14 protein-coding genes, 2 tRNA genes and 1 pseudogene are annotated in these 21,488 nt (G+C 69.7%); 7 read left to right on the top strand and 10 right to left on the bottom strand.

From position 1 onward, the window contains the following. Positions 1 to 65: 65 nt before the first annotated feature. Together IPJ59_RS08530 and IPJ59_RS08525 are read left to right on the top strand one after the other, a co-directional pair. Positions 66 to 710, top strand: coding sequence for an adenylate kinase (locus IPJ59_RS08530; RefSeq protein ID WP_293270717.1), 645 nt, complete (start codon positions 66 to 68; stop codon positions 708 to 710). 4 nt (positions 711 to 714) lie between these two features. Next, positions 715 to 1,554, top strand: coding sequence for a CDP-alcohol phosphatidyltransferase family protein (locus tag IPJ59_RS08525; protein ID WP_293259375.1), 840 nt, complete (start codon positions 715 to 717; stop codon positions 1,552 to 1,554). Between the two features lie 1,156 nt (positions 1,555 to 2,710). On the opposite strand, the gene IPJ59_RS08520 is transcribed toward IPJ59_RS08525, so the two are convergent. The 5 genes and pseudogenes from IPJ59_RS08520 to IPJ59_RS08500 all read right to left on the bottom strand — a co-directional run bounded on the left by IPJ59_RS08520 (position 2,711) and on the right by IPJ59_RS08500 (position 9,906). After that, positions 2,711 to 6,496: a BadF/BadG/BcrA/BcrD ATPase family protein gene (locus IPJ59_RS08520; RefSeq protein WP_293270715.1), complete on the bottom strand. Its 3,786-nt coding sequence runs from the start codon at positions 6,494 to 6,496 to the stop codon at positions 2,711 to 2,713. 77 nt (positions 6,497 to 6,573) lie between these two features. After that, positions 6,574 to 8,217 (bottom strand): hypothetical protein, encoded by a 1,644-nt coding sequence (locus IPJ59_RS08515; RefSeq protein WP_293270714.1) that lies wholly within the window; start codon positions 8,215 to 8,217, stop codon positions 6,574 to 6,576. Between the two features lie 383 nt (positions 8,218 to 8,600). Next, entirely contained in the window at positions 8,601 to 9,176 is a 576-nt protein-coding gene (locus tag IPJ59_RS38670; RefSeq protein ID WP_463673351.1) for a NifU family protein, read from the bottom strand. A gap of 103 nt (positions 9,177 to 9,279) precedes the next feature. Beyond that, positions 9,280 to 9,474 (bottom strand): annotated as a pseudogene (locus IPJ59_RS37670) (glutaredoxin family protein); the annotation flags it as partial. Between the two features lie 350 nt (positions 9,475 to 9,824). Further along, a tRNA-Leu gene (locus IPJ59_RS08500) sits at positions 9,825 to 9,906 on the bottom strand. Between the two features lie 25 nt (positions 9,907 to 9,931). Here IPJ59_RS08500 and IPJ59_RS08495 point away from each other — a divergent pair. Continuing rightward, entirely contained in the window at positions 9,932 to 10,636 is a 705-nt protein-coding gene (locus IPJ59_RS08495) for a hypothetical protein (RefSeq protein ID WP_293259387.1), read from the top strand. 13 nt (positions 10,637 to 10,649) lie between these two features. Here IPJ59_RS08495 and IPJ59_RS08490 read toward each other — a convergent pair whose 3' ends face one another. Together IPJ59_RS08490 and IPJ59_RS08485 are read right to left on the bottom strand one after the other, a co-directional pair. Then, the gene (locus IPJ59_RS08490; protein ID WP_293259390.1) at positions 10,650 to 12,086 is read right to left on the bottom strand and encodes an FAD-binding oxidoreductase; all 1,437 of its coding nucleotides are present in this window, start codon (positions 12,084 to 12,086) and stop codon (positions 10,650 to 10,652) included. Between the two features lie 30 nt (positions 12,087 to 12,116). Continuing rightward, positions 12,117 to 12,521 (bottom strand): hypothetical protein, encoded by a 405-nt coding sequence (locus IPJ59_RS08485; protein WP_293259393.1) that lies wholly within the window; start codon positions 12,519 to 12,521, stop codon positions 12,117 to 12,119. 73 nt (positions 12,522 to 12,594) lie between these two features. Between IPJ59_RS08485 and IPJ59_RS08480 the strand changes: the two genes are divergently transcribed. Beyond that, positions 12,595 to 13,404, top strand: a complete 810-nt coding sequence (locus IPJ59_RS08480) for a TatD family hydrolase (RefSeq protein ID WP_293270713.1) — start codon at positions 12,595 to 12,597, stop codon at positions 13,402 to 13,404. Between the two features lie 20 nt (positions 13,405 to 13,424). Further along, positions 13,425 to 15,011, top strand: a complete 1,587-nt coding sequence (locus IPJ59_RS08475; RefSeq protein WP_293259399.1) for a leucine-rich repeat domain-containing protein — start codon at positions 13,425 to 13,427, stop codon at positions 15,009 to 15,011. A gap of 19 nt (positions 15,012 to 15,030) precedes the next feature. Here the strand turns inward: IPJ59_RS08475 and IPJ59_RS08470 are convergent, their stop codons facing one another. The 3 genes from IPJ59_RS08470 to IPJ59_RS08460 all read right to left on the bottom strand — a co-directional run bounded on the left by IPJ59_RS08470 (position 15,031) and on the right by IPJ59_RS08460 (position 19,380). Beyond that, the gene (locus tag IPJ59_RS08470; RefSeq protein ID WP_293259402.1) at positions 15,031 to 15,837 is read right to left on the bottom strand and encodes a bifunctional hydroxymethylpyrimidine kinase/phosphomethylpyrimidine kinase; all 807 of its coding nucleotides are present in this window, start codon (positions 15,835 to 15,837) and stop codon (positions 15,031 to 15,033) included. Between the two features lie 396 nt (positions 15,838 to 16,233). Continuing rightward, a tRNA-Leu gene (locus tag IPJ59_RS08465) sits at positions 16,234 to 16,318 on the bottom strand. A 101-nt stretch (positions 16,319 to 16,419) separates the two neighbouring features. After that, on the bottom strand, positions 16,420 to 19,380 hold the full coding sequence (locus IPJ59_RS08460) for a methyltransferase domain-containing protein (RefSeq protein ID WP_293270712.1): 2,961 nt from the start codon (positions 19,378 to 19,380) through the stop codon (positions 16,420 to 16,422). Between the two features lie 443 nt (positions 19,381 to 19,823). On the opposite strand from IPJ59_RS08460, the gene IPJ59_RS08455 reads away from it, so the two are divergent. After that, positions 19,824 to 20,012 (top strand): FHA domain-containing protein, encoded by a 189-nt coding sequence (locus IPJ59_RS08455; RefSeq protein ID WP_293270710.1) that lies wholly within the window; start codon positions 19,824 to 19,826, stop codon positions 20,010 to 20,012. After that, positions 19,991 to 21,439: an adenylate/guanylate cyclase domain-containing protein gene (locus IPJ59_RS08450; protein ID WP_293270708.1), complete on the top strand. Its 1,449-nt coding sequence runs from the start codon at positions 19,991 to 19,993 to the stop codon at positions 21,437 to 21,439. Before IPJ59_RS08455 ends, IPJ59_RS08450 begins: the two co-directional genes overlap by 22 nt. Positions 21,440 to 21,488: the final 49 nt, after the last annotated feature.

The raw sequence follows: 21,488 nt of genomic DNA, 5'->3' as shown, positions 1-21,488 counted from the left end.
ACTGCGCCCCGGTCGTTCTCGCGCCACGAGCAGCGACCATCTTTTTCACCGCAGCGAGAGCCCTCATGCGAATGATCCTCATCGGCCCGCCAGGCGCAGGCAAAGGCACCCAGGCCCAACGCTTGGTCCAGACCTTCGGCATCCCGCACATCTCGTCCGGGGACATGCTGCGCGAGGCGGTCGCCGCCGGCACCCTGCTCGGCCAGACCGCCGCGGGCTTCATGAAGGAGGGCCTGCTGGTCCCCGATGAGGTGGTCATCGGCATGGTGATCGAGCGCATCGCCCGGGAGGACTGCGCGCGCGGCTTCATGCTCGACGGCTTCCCGCGCACGCGGCCGCAAGCCGAGGCGCTCGACGAGGCGCTCGCGCGCGCCAGCGTTGCCCTCGACGCGGTGGTCCTGATCGAGGTGCCCGACGCCCTGATCCTCGAGCGCGTCACCGGCCGCCGCTCCGACCCGCAGACCGGCACCATCTATCACCTCCGCTTCAGCCCGCCGCCGCCCGAGGCCGAGGGTCGCCTGGTCCACCGCGCCGACGACACCGCCGAGGCCTGCAGCGCGCGGCTGGAGAAGTACCACCGCGAGACCACCCCGGTGGTGCCCTTCTACGAGGGCAAGGGTCTGCTCAAGCGCGTCGACGGGGTCGGCTCGCCGGACGAGGTCCTGCTGCGCATCAGCGCGGCGCTCCAGACCGTGCAGACGGCGAACTGAGCCCATGGCGACCAGCAAACTCCGCTACTGGGCCCCGCAGCTCGCCACCCTGGCGGCGATGTTGTGCGGCTTCCTGTCCATCGTCGCGGCCACCCAGCTGCGCTTCGTCGAGGCCTCCTGGCTGATCCTCCTGTCGACCTTCCTCGACCGCGCCGACGGCCTGCTCGCGCGCTCGCTGCACGCCACCAGCGAGTTCGGCGTGCAGATGGACTCGTTCGCCGACTTCTTCGACTTCGGCGTCGCCCCGGCGGTGCTGCTGTTCATCGCGCTCACCGAGACCCCCGGGCTGCCCTTCGCCAGCGGTCAGGGCTACGCCCTCGCGCTGGGGGCCTGCGCCTTCTGGATCGGCGCCGCCACCTTCCGCCTGGCCCGCTTCAACGTCCTCACCGACGTCGCCCCCGACAAGAGCCTGTTCAACGGCATCCCCACCACCCTCGCCGCCGGCCTGCTCGTCAACTGGTTCCTCGTCTGCCTGAAGTACGCCGCCCCCGGCAACCCGCTCGGCGCCGCGGCGCAGTTCAGCGAGGCGCGCCTGTTCGGCCCGCTGCAGCTCGGGCCCGGCGCGTGGTCGGTGTTCCCCATCGCCATGCTCATCGGCGGCGTGCTGATGGTCTCCAACCTGCGCTGTAAGAAGTTCGTGCTGTTCAAGAGCAAGCTCGGCTCCGCCACTGTCGTGCTGCTCACCCTCGGCGCCTTCGTCTGCCTGCTCCTGCGCGTCTTCCCCGAATTCATGGTCCTGCTGCCGAGCACCTGGATCGCGTTTTGGCTGGTCTACGGCCAGCTCGCCCCGAGGTACCGGGCCCTGCCCTCGCCACCGCTGTTCCCCGTCGGCGACGACGAGTAAGCCCGCAACGTCAGCGAGGCCGCGGACGAATCGTCGGCGTGCCCTCGCTCGCCCACCATGCGCTCGTCGACCTGTTCCGCGAGCAGCCCTCGCTCGCGCCCAGGCTGCTCGCCCGCGTGCACGGCCTGAAGCTCCCCCGCGGGGTCCGCTACCGCCTTGGTGACACCAACCTCGACCACGTACACCCGGCCGAGCGCCGCGCCGACCTCGTGCTCGAGCTGCGCCGCGGCAGCCACACCTTGCTGGTGATCGTGCTCGAGGTGCAGCGCCGCATCGACCGCCACAAGCACCTCGCCTGGCTCGAGTACCTCGTCTCCGCCCGGCGCCGCGGCCCGGCCTGCGTCCTCGTCGTCAGCACCAGCGCCCGCGTCGCAGCCTGGGCGGCCCAGCCGTTCGACCTCGGTCCGGGCAATGAGTCACTCCGCGTCTGGGTCCTCGGCCCGCAGCAGATCGAGGCCGTGACCGACATCGACGCTGCCCGCGAATCACCGGGTCTGGCCTTCCTCTCGGCCCTCGTGCACGCCAAGCGCGAACCGGCCACACTGAGAGCCGCCGTCGCCTGCCTGCCCAGCCTCGGCGAGGAGCGGGCCGAGCTGTACTACAATCTCCTGACCGAGCACCTGCCACCTGAGCTTTACCCGGACCTCGAGCTGCAAATGCTGAACATCGCCGACTACAACTTGCCCCCCTCGCCGTTGTTCAAGAACCTGCGCCGACTCGCCAACGACCTGGGTCCGGACTTCTTCCTCAACCTGCTCAAGGACAAGATCAAGGAGGAGGCCCACAGCGAGGCCCAGAAGCTCGCCCAGACCCTCGCCCCTCGCCCAGGACCTCGCCCAGGACCTCGCCCAGGACCTCGCCCAGACCCATGCCCTGGCCGCCAGCCGCAAGACGCTGCTGCGCCTGCTACGAAAGGCCGGCTTGCGCCTCTCGGAGGCCCAGCAGCGCCGTGTCGAGCGCTGCGTCGACCCGCATCAGCTCGACCGCTGGACCGACCGAGTGCTCGCGGCCGAGTCGGCGCGCGAGGTGTTCGCCGCGCCGAAGAAGCGGATCAAGAGGACCGCAGAACAACCCGCGAAGAAGACAGCGAAGCGGACCACAAAGCAGCCAGACGCCGCGCCCAGGCGGGCGCGGCGTGCGTAGCTCGCCTGGCCTCTCAGCCCTTCTTGTCGAGCCGGGCCGCGCTCGGCACCGCGGCCGCGGCCGGGCGCGGGGCCAGACCGGCGGCCGCGAGCACGACATCGGGCGTGTGCGCCTGCTCGTGGGCCAGGCGGGCCTGTGCGGCCTCGATGCGGCGCAGCAGCTCGGCCTGATACTCGGCGAGGCGAAGCTCCACCCGCTGCTCCTTGGCCATCCGCTTGCGCATGTCCTCCTGGTAGCGCTTGAGGAAGTAGCCGATCGTCTCGATGCGGATCTTGATCGACCCGGTCGGCTTGTTCTCGTCGATGTCCTTGAATGAGAAGTACGGCGTCCCCGAGTTCTCGACGATCTCCTCGATCACCGTGTAGATCGGCGCGTCGTGGCCGCACTTGAAGCTCGACAGCTCGAGCGCGACCAGGTTGGGGTGACGCGCCGTGAACTTGGCGGCCCACACCTTCTGGTTGGTGTTCTCGCTGTAGCTGTTCTTCCACACGTCGCTGACGTCGAAGGGGTCCTTGATGAAGCCGGCGTCGATGTCGGCCTGGAACAACGGGCGGACGATGTGCTCGTCGAGCGGCAGCGACTGCACGGTGAGGATCGGGTAGCCGAGCTTCTGCAGCTCGTCCGGGATCTCGTGGTTCATGCCCGGGTCGTTGTGGTACGGGCGCGCCAGCAGCACGACGCCGATCTTCTGGTCGCGCTCGAGCTGCTCGAGGATCGCCCGACCGTCCTTGCGGTGGTCGACGAAGAAGCGGTCCTGGGCGATGAAGCCCTGCTCGACCGCGCGGCTGTTCTCGTCCTCGCTGAGCCCGAGGACCTCGTGGAAGTACTCGAACATCTGCCGCTTGCACAGCTTGCGCTCGGCCATCTGCACGAAGGGGATCACCAGCTTGATGCCCTTCTGGGTGAAGATGTCGCCCTCCTTCACGAACGCGGCGCGGGTGGTGTCGGCCGAGCCGACCACCGTCGGGCACGCGCGCGAGCCAGCCGTGCCCGACAGCCAGGTCTCCATCGAGTCGACCTGCGGGAACACGATCATGTCGAGCGCGCGGCGCTTGTGCTTGACCTCCAGAAGGTTGTGCATGTGGGCGATGCACACCTTGGACGGGAAGCAGGGGTCGATCGCGCCGCGCTTCGAGCCCTCCTTGTACAGCTCCTCTGAGGTGAAGTCGGAGTAGACGAGGTTCTTCGCCGGCACGCCCAGCGACTCGAAGTAGGCGCTGAAGAACGGGTTCTGCGAGTACTGGTTCAGCACCCGCGGGATGCCGATGCGCAGCGACTCGCGCTTCTGCATCACGGCGACGCGGCGCTGCTGGTGCTCGAGGCGCTCGCGGGCGGCCTTCTCCAGCGCGCCGGCGGCGTCGATCCTGCTCGCCACCTGACCGAGCCGGTCCGCCGCCTTGCCGAGGAAGCCGGCGACCTTCGGGCTGCGGTTGACAAGCTTCAGCAGCTCATCGACCTTGCCCTGATGCCCCGCGAAGGCCGGCGGGAGGTCGATGTGCTCGCGCAGACCGAGGCCGATGTCGTCCTGCTTGTCGGCGACCTTCGGCGGCTCCTGGGCGTCCCAGATGTCCTTCGCGGCCTTGGCGGCGAGGTTCGGGTAGTTCTTCTTGAGCGCGTCGAGGCCGCCCTTGATCTTCTTCATCGACTCGATGTCCTCGACCTCGCCCTTCTCGCAGGTGGCGATGATGAGGCGCTTGGTGCCGACGGCCTCGTCGGCGCTGTTCTCCTTCTTGCGGATCTTCAGCAGCTGGCCGAGCGCCATGCGGCGGTCGGCGTCCTGCTGCTGCATCTCGAGGTCGACGTCGATGAAGGTGCGCAGGCACTTGTTCTTGCAGAAGTAGCAGCGGGTGCTCTCGTCGCGGCGCTGGGTGAAGCCGATGCTGTCGATCTTGTCGATGCCGATCCACTCGGTCTGGTGGCCCAGCTGCTGATGCATGCGCCGGACCTCGAGCGCCGCGCCGATCGCCCCCGACTCGCCGCAGTGCTGGTGGACGATGACGTCGGCCTTGAGGCCCTTGGCCTTGAAGCGCTCCTGGATGAAGTCGACCTGGGCCTTGACCGCCGCGAGGTTGTGCTGGGTGCCGCCCTGCAGCACGAAGCGCTGGCCGAGCTTGGCCAGGTTCGGGATCTGGCTGACGTACAGCCAGATGTTCTTCGGCAGCACGTTGGCGAGGCCCGCCATGATCTCCTCCGGCGCCCAACCCTGGCGCTGGAAGTCGACGATGTCCGACTGCATGAACACGGCGCAGCCGTAGCCGAAGCTCGGCATCGCCTTGGCGTCGAAGGCCAGCTTCGCGTAGTCGCGGACGTCGTGGCCGAAGCCGTCGGCCGTGCTCTGCAGGAAGTAGCCGTTGCCCGCCGAGCACTGGGTGTTCAGCTTGAAGTCCTTCACCTTCCCGTTCTTGAGGATGATGATCTTGATGTCCTGGCCGCCGACGTCGCAGACCACGTCGACGTTGTCGTAGAAGTGCAGCGCGCTCTCGCAGTGCGCGACCGTCTCGACGATCGCCGCGTCGGCGCGAAGCACGTCGCGCAGGATGTCCTTGGCGTAGCCCGTCGTGCCGACCCCGAGGATCGTCAGCTTGGCGCCGGCGCCCTCGACCTGCGCGCGCAGGTCGGCCAGCAGCTCCTTGGTGTCGACGATCGGGTTGCCCTTCGACAGCTGGTAGACCTTCTTGACCACCTCGCCGGCCTCGTCGATGAGCACCGCCTTCGAGGAGGTCGAGCCGCCGTCGAGGCCGAGGTACACGCGCACGTCGTCGCCCGGCTGGAAGGTCTTGGGGATGAACTTGATCGGCTTGTAGTCGCTCATGAACCCCGCGAGCTCCTCGGGGTCCTTGCTGAGGCCGGCGCCGCCGGCCTTCTTCTTCTCGGCGATGCGGCCCTCCGTCAGGTACCACTCGAGCTTCGCCGTGCCGGTGTACACGCCGACGTTGTCGTCCTCGGTCTTGCCGTACTCGACCGCTCCGAGCGCCGCGAAGTACTGGGCGTTCTGCGGCACGATGATGAGGTCCGCCGGGTCCTTGCAGGGCGGCAGCTCGACGCCACGCTCGGCCCAGATCGGCGGGATGTTGGCCTTCCAGCACTCGACCATGCCCTGGATGTACGTGTTCGGGCCGCCGAGCAGCAGCACGTAGGGCATCAGGGTGTGCCCGCGCGTCAGCACCGACAGGTTCTGCTGGATGATGCTCTCGAACAGCGAGGCCATCAGCTCGTTGGGCGGCACGCCGAGCTTCTGCAGGCCGTTGATGTCGGTCTCGGCGAACACGCCGCACTTGCCGGCGACCGGGTGCAGCTTCTGCCCGTGGTAGCCCTGCTGGCACAGCTGGTCGGCGGGGATCTTGAGCTTGGCGTTGACCTTGTCGATGACCGCACCAGTGCCGCCGGCGCACTTGTCGTTCATCGACGGGACCTTCTTCTTGCGACCGGTCTCGGGGTCGGGCTTGAAGATGATGATCTTCGCGTCCTGGCCGCCGAGCTCGATCACCGAGTTGACCTCGGGGTGCAGCTTCTCGACCGCGAGCGAGACGGCGTTGACCTCCTGCACGAACTTGGCGCCGACCCAGCGGCCGACGTTCGAGCCGCCGGAGCCGGTCATGAACATGCGGGTGTTGCCAGCGCCGAGGCCCGGGACCTCGGCCTCGATCTGCTTCAGCATCTTGAGCGCGCGGTCGGCCTGCTTGCTCTCGTGGCGCTGGTAGTCCTTCCACACGATCTCGTCGCTGGCGACGTCGACGACGACGGCCTTGACGGTGGTGGAGCCGAGGTCGAACCCGATCATGTACTTGAACTGCGACATGGAAAATTCTCCTGCGAGACACGGCTGGCCAACGCGGGGCGCAACCGGGGCCAGCCGCCCCGTGCGCGCCCTCGGGCTCACTGCGCGGCGACGGCGTTGGCGTTGGTGGTTGCGCGCGACGGGCGGATGCCCTCGGCCTGCATGCGCTCGGTCAGGTGGATCGCGAAGTGGGCGGCGGTGCCGACCACCTTCGGGGTCTTGCGCGGGAACTTGTACAGCGGCCGCTTGAGCTCGGGGTTGAGGTCGACGTAGGCGCGCAGCTCCTCGAGGCTGTAGGGCAGGCTCTCGAGCACCTCGGCGAACTCCCGCTTGGCCTTGGCCTTGGCCTCGCCGAGCGCCATCTGGACGCGGCTGTGGGCGTTGATCTCGCCCTCGCCGGAGGTCTCGATGGGCAGGAAGATCATGTCCTTGTAGCGGTTGACCACGGCCGACTGGGCGCCGTCGGACTGGGTGCTGGGCATGCAGCCGAAGGGCTTCAGCGAGAGCACCATGTGCGCGTAGTACTTGTGCGAGTAGTAGATGTTCTTGGCGACCTCGAGGTGGCCCTCGCCGCCCTCGGAGCGCGAGTGATAGAAGTCGTGGGCCAGCGCCTCCATCTCGTCCATGTCGACGATCTCGTGGGCGGTGCCGCCGAGCGCCTCGACCATGCGCGCGTACTCGCGGCGGAACACGGTGTCGGCGAAGCCGGCGATCGCCCGCTTCTTGAGGTAGGTGGCCTCGATCTGGGCGCGCTTGCCGAGCTCGTACCACTTGGGCTCCTCGCCCTTCTCGACCAGGTCCTTGCGGTCGCGGGCCTTGATCTTGGTCTGCCACAGCATGTACGCGATCCAGGTGGCGATCGGCTCGGTGATGATCTCCGCGCCCTCGTTGGTCAGGAAGCGGAACATGTTGAAGTTGCCGTCGCCCTCGGTGGTCTGGGCCCAGAACTCGCCGGTGATCTTGACGATCGGCTTGGGCTGCAGGCGGTCGACCTCGACCTCGTCGAGCCGGCGCGAGACCTGGCGCAGCGGCTCGAGGTAGTCGTCGGTGGTGAGCTGGTCGAGGAACTTGATCGCCTGCTCGGCGATGTCGAAGGTCTTCTTGCCGCGGCTGCTGACGAGGTCGGCGACCTTGCCCTCGAGCTTGGCCGGGCGCTTGCTCTTCATCACCTGGTACATGAACTCGGTGCTCTCGGCGAGCGCCTTGTCGGTCGCGCCCGGCGTGGTCTCGAAGGCCCGCACCTGGTTGGCGACCTCGTTGAGCAGGTCGCCGGCGTTGAAGGCGTTGAGCATGCCCATGAAGAAGTCGAGGTCCATCTTGAGGCCGGCCTCGAGGTCGCCCTGCTTGAGGCCGCCCTTCTGCTGGAACAGCAGCACGCGGAAGCCGTCGAAGCCGGCGTTGCGCAGCGCCAGCCGGTACTCGGCCTCATACATGCCGAAGCGGCACGGCCCGCAGGCCCCGGCCGTCAGGAAGATGTACGAGTCGATGATCTCCTGCGTGCTCATGCCCTCGACGTCGCGCAGGTGCTGCACGTACTGCACGAGGTTGCCGACCGTGAAGTAGGTCGGGTTGCACTGGCCGTTGTTGCCGTACTCCTTGCCGAGCTGGAACGCGTTGACGTTCGGCGTCGGCACCACCGCGGTCTTGTAGCCCAGCGACTCGAACACGCCCTTGAGCAGGTGCTCGTGGCGGAAGGTCAGGCCGCCGAACAGCAGGGTCGTGTGCGGCCGCTGCGGCGCCACGAAGTCGTGCTCGAACGGCTTCTTGAAGTGGCCGTTGACGCTGCGGAAGCTGACGCCCTCCTCCTCGGCGAAGCGCTGCTTGGCCTCGCTCGAGCAGCGACTTCACCTGGGGTTGCGACACGATGTTGAGCAAGGAGCTGCGCTGGCCGGCCGGTGGGGTCGTGGTCGTGGTCGTCATGTCGGGTCTCTCGGGTCGAACTTCGCTGACACTCTCGTCACTGACAAGAGTGTCAGTCAACTTTGGGCCAGTGACGCATACTTCCCGGTGGCCCGCAAGAACTGCCTTAGCCCGCCGCGACTCGGGGCCAAGCGGGCCCCAGGGGACTACAGGCGCGCCGCCGCGGTCACGGGCCCGCGGCGCGCCTCCGGGCGGCCGGCCAGGATCAGGACGGCGTCAGCTGCGGCGAGGAGATGCCCTTGATCTGCGGGATCCGCAGCTTGAGCTTGCGCTCGATGCCCTGGCGCAGGGTCGCCTGCGAGCTCGGGCAGCCGATGCAGTTGCCGGTCAGGCGCACGCCGACCACGTCGTCGATGATGTCGAGCAGCTCGATGTCCCCGCCGTCGCTCTGGACCATCGGCCGCACCTCCTCGAGCACCTCCCGCACCCGCGCGACGAGGGCGTCGCCGGTGAGCGGGGTCCACGCGACGATGCCCCCGCGCAAGCTGACGACCCGACCGAAGCCCCGCTGACGCAGGAACAGCATCGCCTCGTGCGAGCGCTTGCCCGAGTGGCAGTAGGTGATCCACACGCCCGCGGGGTCGAGCTCGGCCTGGCGCCGCTCGAGCTCGCCGAGCGGGATCTGATGGGCGTGCGGGAGGACGCCCGATCGGTCGCGTTCGTCGGCCTCGCGGACGTCGAGCAGCAGGACCTTCGCGCCCTCGCTGATGCGCGTGCGCAGGCTGCGGGCGGTGATCTCGTCCTCGCTGTCGTCGTCCTCCTCGTCGAAGGGCGGCAGCACCGGCCGGCGCGGGCTTCACCTCACCTGGCTTTACGAGCATGTCCTTGAGGGCACCCGAGAGGTCGAGCTCACGCAGCTCGTCGTAGCCGCCGATCGACCTGTCGTGGATGAACACGTGCGGCGAGGTCTTGCGCCCGGTCTGGCCGCGGATCGCCCGGCGCAGGTCGTGGTCCTCGCTGTAGTCGATCTGCGTAAAGGCGATGCTGCGCTCGTTCAGCAGGTCGGCGGCGGCGCGGCAGTAGGGGCAGCCGCGCTTGATATAAAGCTTCACCGCGGGCTCGGCCGCCTTCACCGGCATGGTGGTCCCGGCCGGCGGCTTGACGATGCCCTTGTCGACCCGGTGCTTGTGCAACTTGTCGCGGTCGGACTGCCACATCGGCTGCTCGGGCTGGGCGCCGTCCCACGCCGGTGGCGTGGTCCGCAGCTCGATGCGGTCGAGCCCCACCCAGCCGCGCACCCGGTCGAGGCCCGTCGCCGCCAGACGCACGACCGTGCGGTCGGACTCCTTGCCGCGCTCCACCACGACGTCCAGCGTCCGCACCGTCAAACGCTTGAAGATGGTCCCGATCACCGCGAGAACGGGTACCCGCATTGTCGCGGCCCCGTCAAGCCCACCCACGCCACGGAGGGCCACGCAGCGGGCGCGAGTGCGAACCGTCGGACTCGAACCGACACACCTTGCGGTACTGGAACCTAAATCCAGCGCGTCTACCAATTTCGCCAGGCTCGCGGGACGCGGAGGGTATCATGCCGCCGTGCGCATCAACACCCTCCCGTCGGTTCGCCTGGCCGGCCTCGCCCTGCTGGCCGCGGCGTGCGGCAACCCGGCTCCGCCCAGCGGAGCTACGCCCGTGATCACCCCGGCGCCGGCGAAGGCCGCGAGCCCGGTAGCGACCACGGCCACGGCCGTGCCCCTCGCGCAGCTCCGCGAGGACGTGCCCTTCCCGCTGACGCGGATCGTCGGGCGCCCGGTCGCGGAGGTGCAGGCGGAGCTCGGTGAGGCGCTCGGCAAGGGCATGGCTCGCGAGTCGTGCGTGCGCTACGTGCCGGCGCGTACCTTCTTCAGCTGTCACTACACGCTGCAGAGCTACGCCGACCGGACCGGGAACTTCGCGGCGGTGCAGGTGGGCTACGAGGACGGCATCGCTACCGAGGTCGCGTACGACGGCTGGAAGTCCGGCACCGGCGCCTTCACCCCGGAGGCCCTGCTGACAGCGGTCGGGCTCACGTTGCCAGAGGCCGGCAAGCAGAGCGCGCCCGCCGAGAACGTGCGCCTGTGGAGCTGGTTCAACTCGCAGGCGCGGCTGAAGATCGCGGGCAAGCAGTACCGCGTCGAGGTCTCGATCGTCGGCGACGACTGGGCGCGCAGCCGCGTCCAGGTGCTGCAGAACGATCCACTCACGCCGGAGCAGCAGGCCAAGACCCGCGAGCTCGGCCCGCTCGTCAGCGAGTCGCCCTGATCAGAAGATCTGATCAGAAGATCTTGCCGGGGTTGAACAGGCCCTGCGGATCGAGGGCCGCCTTGATCCCGCGGAAGATCGCCAGCTCCTCGGGGCTGCGGCTGTAGTGCAGGTGCTCGCGCTTGAGCAGGCCGACCCCGTGCTCCGCCGAGATGCTGCCGCCGTGCGCCCGGACCAGCGCGTAGGTGACGTCGTCGAAGCCGTGGACCCGCGCGAGGAACTCGGGCAGCTCGAGCTCGTCGGGACGCAGCAGGTTGAGGTGCAGGTTGCCGTCGCCGACGTGGCCGAAGCACAGCGCCTCGATGCCCGGTAAGCCGGCCGCGACCGCCGGTCGCCAGGCCGCGAGGAACTCGCCGACGCGCGCGACCGGCAGGGCGATGTCCGCCTTGTGCGGGGTGTGACGGTGCAGCGACTCGCTGATGTCCTCGCGCAGCGCCCACAGTCCGCGAGCCTGCGCCGGGGTGCCGGCGATCGTCGCGTCGTCGATCTCGCCGGCCTCGCTGGCGTCGCCGAGCAGCGCGGCGAGCTCGGCCTCGCTGTGCTCACGCGCCGCCGCGCCGGCGATCGGCACCTCGACCTCGACGAGGGCGTAGCGCGGGCTCGCCTCGGCGAACGGCGAGGCGCCGCCGCCCCCCCGACGGTGGTGCAGCACGTGGCGCAGGCAGCCGTCGTCGAGGCACTCGAAGGCCGAGAGCAGCAGGCCGCTCGCGCGCAGGCGGGCGAACAGGGCCAGCACCGCGGCGTCGTCCGGCACGGCGCACAGGGCCACCAGCGCGTCCGCTGGCGGTCGACACAGGCGCAGCGTGACCTCGACGATCACCCCGAGCGTGCCCTCGGAGCCGATGAACAGCTGGCGCAGATCGTAGCCGGTGTTGTTCTTGATCAGCGCGCCACCGAGGTCGAGGCAAGCGCCGGAGGCGAGCACCGCCTTGAGGCCGAGCACCCAGTCGCGGGTGAGCCCGTAGCGCAGCACCTTCACCCCGCCGGCGTTGGTGGCCAGGCTGCCGCCGATCTGGGCCGAGCCCTTCGAGGCGTAGTCGACGGGGTAGAGCAGACCGTGCGCCGCCGCGGCCTCGTGCACCGACTGCAGCGTGACCCCCGGCTCGCAGCGCAGGGTCCGTGCCGCGGCGTCGATCTCGAGGATCGCCTTCATCCGCTCGAGCGAGAGCACGACCTCACCGGCCGTCGCGGTCGCGGCTCCGGCCAGCCCGGTGCGCCCGCCCGACGGGACGATCGCCACGCTGTGCGCCGCGCAGGCGCGGACCACCGCCTGCACCTCGGCGATGCTCCCGGGGAACACCACCAGCGACGGCCGCACTGGCCAGCCGCCGCGGCAGCGGTCGCTGCCGTAGTAGGCGAGGTCATCCGGCGCGTCGCTGCAGCGCGCCGCTCCCACGGCCGCGATCAGCTCGCGGTGCAGGGCGGAGAGGTCTGCCTGGAGACGTTCCATGGGGTCGTGGCGCGCGTTCGCGCGCTCCGCTCAAACGATCGCCGCAGCCGCCGCCGAGGACGGGCGCATCAGCTGGCGAACCATGCGCACCACCGACTTCACGACCGGGTGACCCTTGATGAACACCACCCCGACCACGTGCTTCTCGTCGCCCGCGATGAGGATCGCGTGCTCGCCGACGAGGATGCGGACCGACGGCTCATTGGCGACCTGCCGCAGGCGCACGGCCTCCAGCACGATCGGCTTCCAGCGCTCCTCGCCCACCCACGACGGGTCGCCGGCTTGCGCCTGCTCGGCCGTCATGTCGAGGACGGCGACGATGCCGTCGTGGCGAAGAACCCGCTCAATTCGTGTCGATGACATGGAATTTCCCTGACCTTGCCGACTTCTAATCCGGACCTGGAGGTCGCGGGCGCCGGGCGAGAGGTTGTACAAAAAGGCTCCAGGTGCGTCAATGCCGCAAGTCACGGATCAATGTTTCGTGCGCCCCCCGTCGCAGCTTGCCGCTATGCCGCTCTTCGACACCCATGCCCACATCGACCTGGCCCGCTTCGGCGACGCCGCAGCGCAGCGTGAGGCGGCCCTGCGTGCGCAGGCGGCCGATGTGTGCGCCGTCGTCGTGCCGGGGATCGAGCCGGCGACATGGGCATCGCTGCTGGCGGTCGCCGAGCGGCTCGGACGCGAGGTCCCAGCCGTGTGCTTCCACACTGCTCTTGGGATCCACCCCCAGGTCTTGCCAGATCTCGAAGCGAGCCGCGACGGCGAGGCCTGTGCGGCGCTCGTCACCTGGCTCGACAGCAGTGCCGTGGTGGCGATCGGCGAGTGCGGCCTCGACTTCACCCCCGAGATCGAGGCCGGGGCCCCGCGGACGCGCCAGATCGCGGTGTTGCGGGCCCACCTCGCGCAGGCCCGGCGGCGCGGGCTGCCGCTGCTGCTGCACTGCTTGAAGGCCCACGCCGCGCTGCTCGAGCTGCTCAGCGAGGCGCCGCTGCCCCCCTCGATCCTCCACAGCTGGTCGGGCAGCCCCGAGCTGGCGCTGCGCTTCTGCAAGGCCGGCCACTACATCTCCTTCGCCGGCTCGATCACCCTGCCCCGCGCGCGTCGCCCGGCCGAGTCGGCCCGGGCTGTCCCTGCGGACAGGTTGCTGATCGAGACCGACAGCCCCGACCAGACCCCCTTCACCCGCCGCCCGCTGCGCAACGAGCCGGCCTTCTTGCCCGACATCGCCGCTGCCGTCGCCGCCGCCCGCGGCGACTCCTTCGCGCGGATCGCCGAGCTCAGCACCGCCAACGCACGTCGCGTCCTGCGCCTCACCTAAACTGGCATCCTGCGGTCGACGTGCGCCTCGCCCCTGCCCTCGCGCTGACCCTGCTCGCCGCCTGTGGCGCGGAGGTCGTGACGCCGCCGCCGCCAGCGAGCGCCCCGGTGGCGGTCAAACTCCCCACGCCGCCCGCAACCCCCGCGCCCGCGCCGAGCACCCGGCGCGTCGCCTTCCACCCGGACGACCTCGTCGGCGACCTCAGCGTGACCACCGAGCTCGACCTCGCCTTCTCGGCCACCGACCGGCTCGAGCGGCGGACCGACATCGACGACACACGCAGCTACGACCAGGCGTGCGCCGGCCTCGACCTCGTCGACCTCGCCACGCGCGCGCCGCAGCTGCAGCGCTTGCGGCTGAGCGGCTGCCAGACCGCGGCGCACGTCGGGCTCGGCGCCTTCACCGGGCTCACGGCGCTCGAGCTCGTCGACCTCCAGCTCGACGGCGTGACGATGGGCCGCGTCGCCAGCCTGCCGCGACTGCGCGAGCTGACGCTGACCCGCGTCAAGCCCGGCAGCGAGCCGGTCGCGGTGCTCGGGCGCCTGGCGATCGAGTCGCTGACGCTGCGCGAGCTCGACAACGACTCGCCGCTGGCCGCGATCGCCGGGCAGGCGCCGCAGCTGCGCTCGCTCGCGTTCGTGGGCGCGTGGGCCGGACACGACGCGATGCTGGCGATCGCCAAGGCCGTCAAGCTACGGGAGATCCGCCTCGTCGACACCCGCATCGGCAACTTCTCACTGCACCAGCTCAAGCCGCTGCTCGAGCTGCGCAACATCGTCTGGCAGGGAAGCACCTTCAACGACCACAGCCTGCTCTACGTGCGCGAGCTGGCGATCGAGTCGTTCACCTGCGCCTGCCCGGGCCTCGGCGACGCCGGCCTCAAGGTGCTCGGACGTCAGCTGCAGCTGCGCGCGCTCGAGCTGCCGCAGTCGCGGATCTCCGGCGCCGGACTCGTGCACCTCGCCAAGCTCGACCAGCTCACGCGCGTGCAGATCGGCCGCCGCGACCCCGGCCCCGAGGGGATCGCGGCGCTCGCCGCCCTGCCCGCGCTCCGCGAGCTCACGCTCGAGCTGCCCGCCCCCGCCACGCTCGCCGACCCCACGCTCGCGCCGCTCGGTCAGATGCTCGGCCTGCGCCGGCTCCGGCTGGCGATCCCCGGCCTCGACGACCGCGCAGCGCCGCAGCTCGCCACCCTCGTCAACCTCGAGCAGCTCGACCTCGGCGACACCCAGATCTCCGACCTCGGGCTCAAGTCGCTCGCCGGCCTCGTCAAGCTCCGCGAGCTCAAGCTGCACCACACCCGCGTCACCAACCGCGGCCTCGCCCACCTCGCCGGCCTCACTCAGCTCGAGCTGCTCGAGCTCGACCACACCGACCTCGTCGACGCCGGCGTCGCTCACCTCAAGGGCCTGCACGAGCTGCGGGTGCTCCGCCTCGACAAGACCCTGATCACCGACGCCGCCCTGCCGAGCCTGCTCACCATGGACCGCCTCGAGCAGCTCAACCTCGCCGACACCGTCGTCACCGCCGAGGGCGTCGCCGTGCTGCGCCGCCTGCCCGCCCTGCGCGCCGTCAACCTCGCCCGCACCCGCGCCGAGCTCGAGTGAGCTGTCCGCAAGGACATGTTCATGCAGGCAGCGGGGGACCGGCGTCGGGCAGGTGCGGACGGCCGTCGGGGCCGGGGTTGGTCCAGCTGCGGACCGCGTCGAGCCAGGTGACCCCGACGGCGACCGCGTGCTGCAGCGGCCGCCCGCGGGCCAGGCCGCAGGCGATCGCCGTGGCGAGGGCGCAGCCGGTGCCGCGCGGATCGGGGCCCGGCTGGCGCGGGCGGGCCAGCGCGTACACCGTGCCGTCCTGCCACAGGCGATCGCGCACCTTCGCGGGATCCCCACCGCCGTCCTTGAGCAAGATCGCCGCGCCACCGAGGCGATCCGCCAGGCGCGCGAGCAGGTCGGGGTCATCGACCGCCACCTCCGCGAGCGCGGCCGCCTCGGCGTGGTTGGGGCAGATCAACCAGCGCGAGCCTGTCACCGAGGACATGTCCCAAAGGACATCTCGCAGACGAGGCGCCGAAGCCCCGAGCTCGCCGCCGTCGCTGGCCAGCAGCACCGGATCGAGGACCACGGGCGCGCCGGTCTCGGCCAGCCGCGGCAACAGCTCGCCGACCAGCGCCGCCGGCAGCAGGCCGATCTTGATCGCCGCCGGCCGCTCCTCATCGGCCGCGAGCAGCTCGAGGTCCGCGAGCACGTGGGCCACGGGGCGCGCCTGCGCGGTGGCTGGGACCCCGGCACCCTGGCGCGTCCACGCGGTGACCACGGCCGCCTGCAGCAGCTCCGGGGCGCACGCACGCGCCGTGGCCTGGTCGCGCCACAGGCCCGCGCCGCCGCTCGGGTCGGCGCCAGCGAAGATCCACAAGCCACGCGCCCCGGACACGCCGCACCATCCCACGCACCGACCGTCCGCGGCAACCCATGGCGCGCCCCGACGGCTCGGGTATATTGCCGGACATGGCGACCTTCACCGGCACTGTGCGCTTCAACGACCTCGAGGGCGGCTTCCATGAGCTCGTGACCGACAAGGGCGACACCTACCGCCTGAGCAAGTGCGCGCGCGAAGGCCGGTGACCGCGTCAAGGTCAAGGGCAAGCTCGAGGGCGGCGGCTTCGGCATCCACATGAGCGGCCCGAGCATCGCCGTCGACAGCATCGAGAAGGCATAGCGCTCGCCCGCGGCGAGCGGGACTCCCTCGGCAGCGAAACAACTCCTTCCGCGACGAAGCCGCGAAACAACAAAGCCCTGGACCGTGAGGTGCCAGGGCCTTCTTGTTCTCTGGTGCGAGGAAAGGGACTCGAACCCCCACGTCGTGAGACACACGGACCTGAACCGTGCGCGTCTACCAATTTCGCCACCCTCGCAGAGCGGAGACGCAAGCTAAACGACTGCTGCGGCCGCGTCAAGCCCAATTTGAGCCGCTGTATCCCTGCTGACGCCCGGGCGACGCGCACGATGCGCGAGCTCAGGAGCTACGCGAGGGGTCGCTGGGATCGTCCTCGGGCCAGGCCTCGTCCTCGAGGACTTCGATGACGATGCGAGAGTTCGAGTGGTCCGTGAGCTTCTGGTCGAAGCCTGGCCGGTCCGGCACCGGCGGCGGCGGCGTGGGCGTGGCGAGCTCGATCGCGTCGGTGTCGATCGAGAACACGTCGTCATCGTCGTCGAGGAAGGGCAGCGTTCGCAACACCTTGGGCAAGGGGGCGCGCCGGGGCGGCGGCGGCAGCGGTGGGACGGGGGTGCCGTCGTCATCGTCGTCGTCATCATCGAGGTCGATCTGCACCTTCAGGTCGGAGGGCAACACCACGCTCGGCGGCTCGTCGTCGTCGAAGTCGATGTTCAGATTGGCGGTCTGAAAGCTACCCGTCAGCTCATAGCTGCTGCCAGCGAGGCGCACCGCGAGGCTCTCCTCGTCGTCGTCGAAGTCGATGCCCGCGAGCGGGTCCGGCTGGCTCGGGTCACGCTGGATCTGCGGCGCCACCTCCATGCCGCTGTCCTCGTCGCGGTCGATCACCAGCACGTCGAAGCTGCTGGCCTCCGCCTCTTCGTCCTCGACATCGATGCGCACGCCCGAGTCGAGGGTCAAACGCGCCAGCTTGGCCCGGTCGCTGGCCTGCTGCCGCTCGAGCTCGACGATGTGCCCCTGCGCCTCGGCCAGCAGCGTACGCGCCACCTCGAGCTGATCGATCAGATCCTCGTACTGCTCCTTCTGCTTGTCCAGCTGCGCCAGCCCGGCGGCCAGGCGCGCCGCGCTGCGGTCGGTGGCGTCGGTCATCTCCCAGATGCGCTGCTCGGCCGTGTCGAGCTGGAACAGCAGGTACTCTTGCTCCTCGCCGCGAATGCTCGCCTCGAGCGCGACCCGCTGCAGCCGCTCGCGCTCGAGCTCCACCGCCTGACGCTGCTGCTCCTCCTGCTGCGACAGCCGCTCCGCGAACTCGCTCGCCTGTTGAGCGAGCAGCGCCCGCAGAGCCTGCAGCTCGTCGTCGCCGCCGCCGGTGCTCCCGGTGCTCCCCGCGCCCAGCGCAACCAGCTGCTGCAGCTGCTCGACCGCCCGGCGCTTGGCATCCAACTCCCCACGCAAGCGGTCGAGGTCGGACTGCGCTGCGTCGCGGACCTGACTCGCCGACTCGAGCTCCTGCTTGTAGCGCCGCAGCCGGTGGCGGAGCTGCTGCTGCTCGGCGATCGCCTCCTCGAGGCGACGCTGGAGGTCGAAGCTCTCCTCCTCGCGCTCCAGCGTCTTGCGCTGCTGCTCGCGCAGGCGCTCTTGCAGGCCCGGCACGCTCGTGGCGAGCTGCTCGACCTCGACTTGCATCACCGCCAGCTCACCGCGCAGGTTGGCGGCGATGCTGGCGTGCTCGTCGAGGTTGCGCCGGAGCTCGCGGATCGTCTTCGCAGCGTCACTGAGCTCGCGCTCACGGCGGCGCGCCAGCTCGTTCGCCGCCCGCTCCAGCGCCTGCGCCTGATCGCGCTCCGCGGTCATCTCGCGCAGCTGGTCCTCCAGTTCGACCACCTCCGGCGGGTCGTTGTCGCGGTCGATGCTGGCCTCGAGCTCGCGCAGCCGATGATCACCCGTCGTGTACAGGCCCTGGAGCTCCGCGTATGACAGCTCGAGCCTGCGCAGCTCGTGCCCGAGGCGCTCGAGCTCCTGCATGCGCTCATGCTCGACCACCCGACTGCGCTCGACCTGCTCGCGCAGGCGGTCGACGTCGGTCACGAGCCGGACGTTCTCGAGGCGCTCGCGCTGGACCTCCTCCCCGCTCTGCCACAGCCGACTCTCGAGCGCCTGCAAGTCCGCGGTGCGGCGACTCAGCTCCTCTCGCAAGCGGTCGCGATCCGTCGCCACGTCGGCCGTCGGCCGCGCCGGCTCTGGCGTGACCATCGGCGCGACCTCGTCGACCAGCACCCGCGTCAACGAGGTCGCTTCGTCGGACCCGGCCAACCCCGGCATCGGTGCGTTGGCCTCGTCGACCCGCTGACTCTCGACCCGCCGCCGCAACTCATGCAGCTCGGCCCCCGCGTCAATCGCCTGCGCGTGCGCGTGCCGGAGCTCCTGCGTCAGCATGCCCGCTCGCTCGCGCAAGCTGTCGCGCTCGCGCTTCACCGCGGCGAGCTCCTCCTGCAACGCGAGCTGCGCGGCCGGGACCGGCGTCGGCGCCGAGCTCACGACCAGCGCGGCCTCCACGACCTCCGCCGGGTCGAACAGCGCCGCGAGCACGTCGCTGTCGTCGATCGGGCCGAACGCTCGCACGGGCGCAAGCACGGGCAAGGAGGGCGTCGATGTCGGCGTCGATGTCGGCGTCGATGTCGGCGTCGATGTCGGCGTCGATGTCGGCGTCGATGTCGGCGGCGAGGTCGACGAGGTCGGCGTCGATGTCGGCGTCGATGTCGGCGTCGATGTCGATGTCGGCGTCAGCACCGATGTCGGCGCCGATGTCGACGGCGAGGTCGACGGCGAGGTCGGCGTCAGCACCGATGTCGGCGTCGACTCGGCGCGCTCCATCGGCTCGCTCGCCACGACCACACCCTCACGAACCATCGGCTCGAGATCCCCCGCGCCTGCGAGCACGAGAAACGGCCCCGGACACACGCTCGCTGACACCCGCTCGTCGACGAGCCGCACGCCCTCGGCCGCGTCCAACGGACCGAGGCTGACCCCGGACCACCGTCGCTCGCCCAGCGCCACGACCTGCGAGAACACGGGCCGTAGCAGCGCCTCGGCGGCCGGTAGCGACGCGCTCCACACCGCGAACACCCCCGTGGGCCGGAGCACACGCCGCGCCTCCTGCACCAGCGCTGCCTGGTCAGCCTCGGCCAGCATGGCGTACCCCTCGATGCACACCACCGCGTCGACGCTCGCGTCGCGCAACGGCAGGCGCAGCGGCGTCGCCAGCGGCCCGGCCCACACCTCGATGCCCGGCGACGGCGCCAACGCGGTCCCCATGACCAACACGCGCCTGGCCCCGGCAGCAACGAGCCGCCGGGGGCCCTCGAACGCTGTCGGCGACAACACGGCGACCCGCTTTGCGAGCACCCATCGCTCCAAAGCTACATATGCGGGCAGGTAGGACACTGAGGCGACGTTTGGAGGCCGCCCATCATACTTCAGGTCCGGCCTGCGCCTCACCTGTGGAGCAACAGCGACGAGAAGCTTGCAGGGGCAAGGAGCAGTGAGCGCGAAAAGAGGCGCATGGGATCTCCCCGCTCCTGGGCGACTACCACCGCGGACCGCTCCGAACAACAACAAGGCCTGGTAGCAGACCTGTGGCCCGTACGCCGCGATCTACGGGATTGCAGACGGGGCTCGAAGCAGCGCGAAGCCCCAGGAGTTAGGTTGATCCCGCGAGTTCACTGCCCTACGATGCCGAATTGTCGATGGCAGCGAAGCTCATCCTGCTCGGGGGGGATCATCCGGTCGAGCACGTCCTCTCCTCGTTTAATACCCTTGGGCGCCATCCTGACAACTCGATCCAGGTCCTCGACCGCATCGTGTCGAAGGAACACAGCCGCATCACCCCCTGGGGCCCGACGGCCGCTATGTCGTGCGAGACGTCGGTAGCCTGAACGGCACCTTCGTCAACGGCGAGAAGGTCAGTGAGCGGGTCCTGAAGTCGGGCGACCAGATCTCCCTCGGCAACACGACCTACCGCTTCACGGAGGATCGGCCGCAGGACAAGCTCCCGATCCGCAAGGTGACGATGACGCCGGACCAGGTGCAGAGCCAGGTCCAGAGCACGCTCGCCGCCAGCTCCACCTTCTTGCCCGAGAAGGACATCAAGGACATCACGGTCCTGCGCGCCGACTACGAGAAGCTGCGCGTCGCCCACGAGCTGTCGCAGAAGCTCTCGATCGACGCCGATCTCGACACCCTGCTGCAGAAGATCGTCGACGAGGCCTTCCTGCTCATCCGGGCCGACCGCGCCGTCATCCTCCTGCTCGACGCCGAGACCGAAGACTTCGTCCCCCGCTACGTCCGGCAGAAGCGCGACGAGGAGATCAAGCTGTCCAAGAGCATCCTCGACGAGGTCCGCACCAAGAAGCGGGCCGTGCTCTCCTCGGACGCCATGGTCGACGAGCGCTTCAAGGCGGCCAAGAGCATCATCATGCAGGGCATCCGCTCGACCATGTGCGTGCCGCTGCTCTACAACGACAAGCTGCTCGGCGCGATGCATATGGACTCGATGCTGGCGACCGGCGCCTTCACCGAGAAGGACCTGCTGCTGTTCTCCGGCATCGCCACGCAGGCCGCGGTCGCCATCGAGAACAACATGCTGGCCCAGAAGATCGAGCACGAGGCGACCGCCCGGGCCCAATTCCAGCGCCTGCTCTCACCCAACCTCGTCGAGCAGATCGTGTCCGGACAGCTCACGCTCAACCAGGGCGGGGCGCGCCGCGACGTCACCATGCTCTTCGCCGACATCCGCGGCTTCACGGCCATGAGCGAGCGCCACGCGCCCGAAGAGATGGTGGTCACGCTCAACGAGTACTTCGAGGTCATGGTCGACGTGCTGTTCCGCCACGGCGGCACGCTCGACAAGTACGTCGGCGACGAGATCATCGGCCTGTTCGGCGCACCGGTCGACCTCGTCGACGCCCCGCTCCGCAGCATCCGCTGCGCGCTGGACATGATGCGAGCGCTTGAAGAGTTCAACCGCCTGCGCGTCGACCAAGGTCGCGAGAAGGTCAGTATCGGCATCGGCGTCAACACGGGCTCCGTCATCGCCGGCGCGATCGGCTCGTCACGTACGCTGCAGTACACCGTCATCGGCGACGCGGTGAACATCGCGGCCCGCCTGTGCAGCCTGGCCAAGCCGGGGGAGATCATCATCTCCGAGACCACGCTCGAGCTGGCCGGCCCGCACATCCTGTCCGAGCCGCGCAAGCCGGTGCAGGTCAAGGGGAAGCGCGAGGCGCTGCAGATCTACTCCGTGCAGGGCATCCGCGACACGGCACCTCCGAGCAACCGCAGCGGCTCGCTGATGTCCACCTGAGAGCCGGCGCTGTGGTGCGACGTCCGACCGGCTCTGCCGCTCGAACCAC

This window comes from Nannocystis sp. (assembly GCF_016714285.1).
GTDB lineage: Bacteria > Myxococcota_A > Polyangia > Nannocystales > Nannocystaceae > Nannocystis.
This window is presented reverse-complemented; position numbering and strand designations above follow the sequence as displayed.

Coding starts and splice junctions, on each gene's coding strand:
- IPJ59_RS08530 (WP_293270717.1), top strand. CDS start 66: ATGCGAATGATCCTCATCGGCCCGCCAGGCGCAGGCAAAGGCACCCAG.
- IPJ59_RS08525 (WP_293259375.1), top strand. CDS start 715: ATGGCGACCAGCAAACTCCGCTACTGGGCCCCGCAGCTCGCCACCCTG.
- IPJ59_RS08520 (WP_293270715.1), bottom strand. CDS start 6,496: ATGTCGCAGTTCAAGTACATGATCGGGTTCGACCTCGGCTCCACCACC.
- IPJ59_RS08490 (WP_293259390.1), bottom strand. CDS start 12,086: ATGGAACGTCTCCAGGCAGACCTCTCCGCCCTGCACCGCGAGCTGATC.
- IPJ59_RS08480 (WP_293270713.1), top strand. CDS start 12,595: ATGCCGCTCTTCGACACCCATGCCCACATCGACCTGGCCCGCTTCGGC.
- IPJ59_RS08455 (WP_293270710.1), top strand. CDS start 19,824: ATGGCAGCGAAGCTCATCCTGCTCGGGGGGGATCATCCGGTCGAGCAC.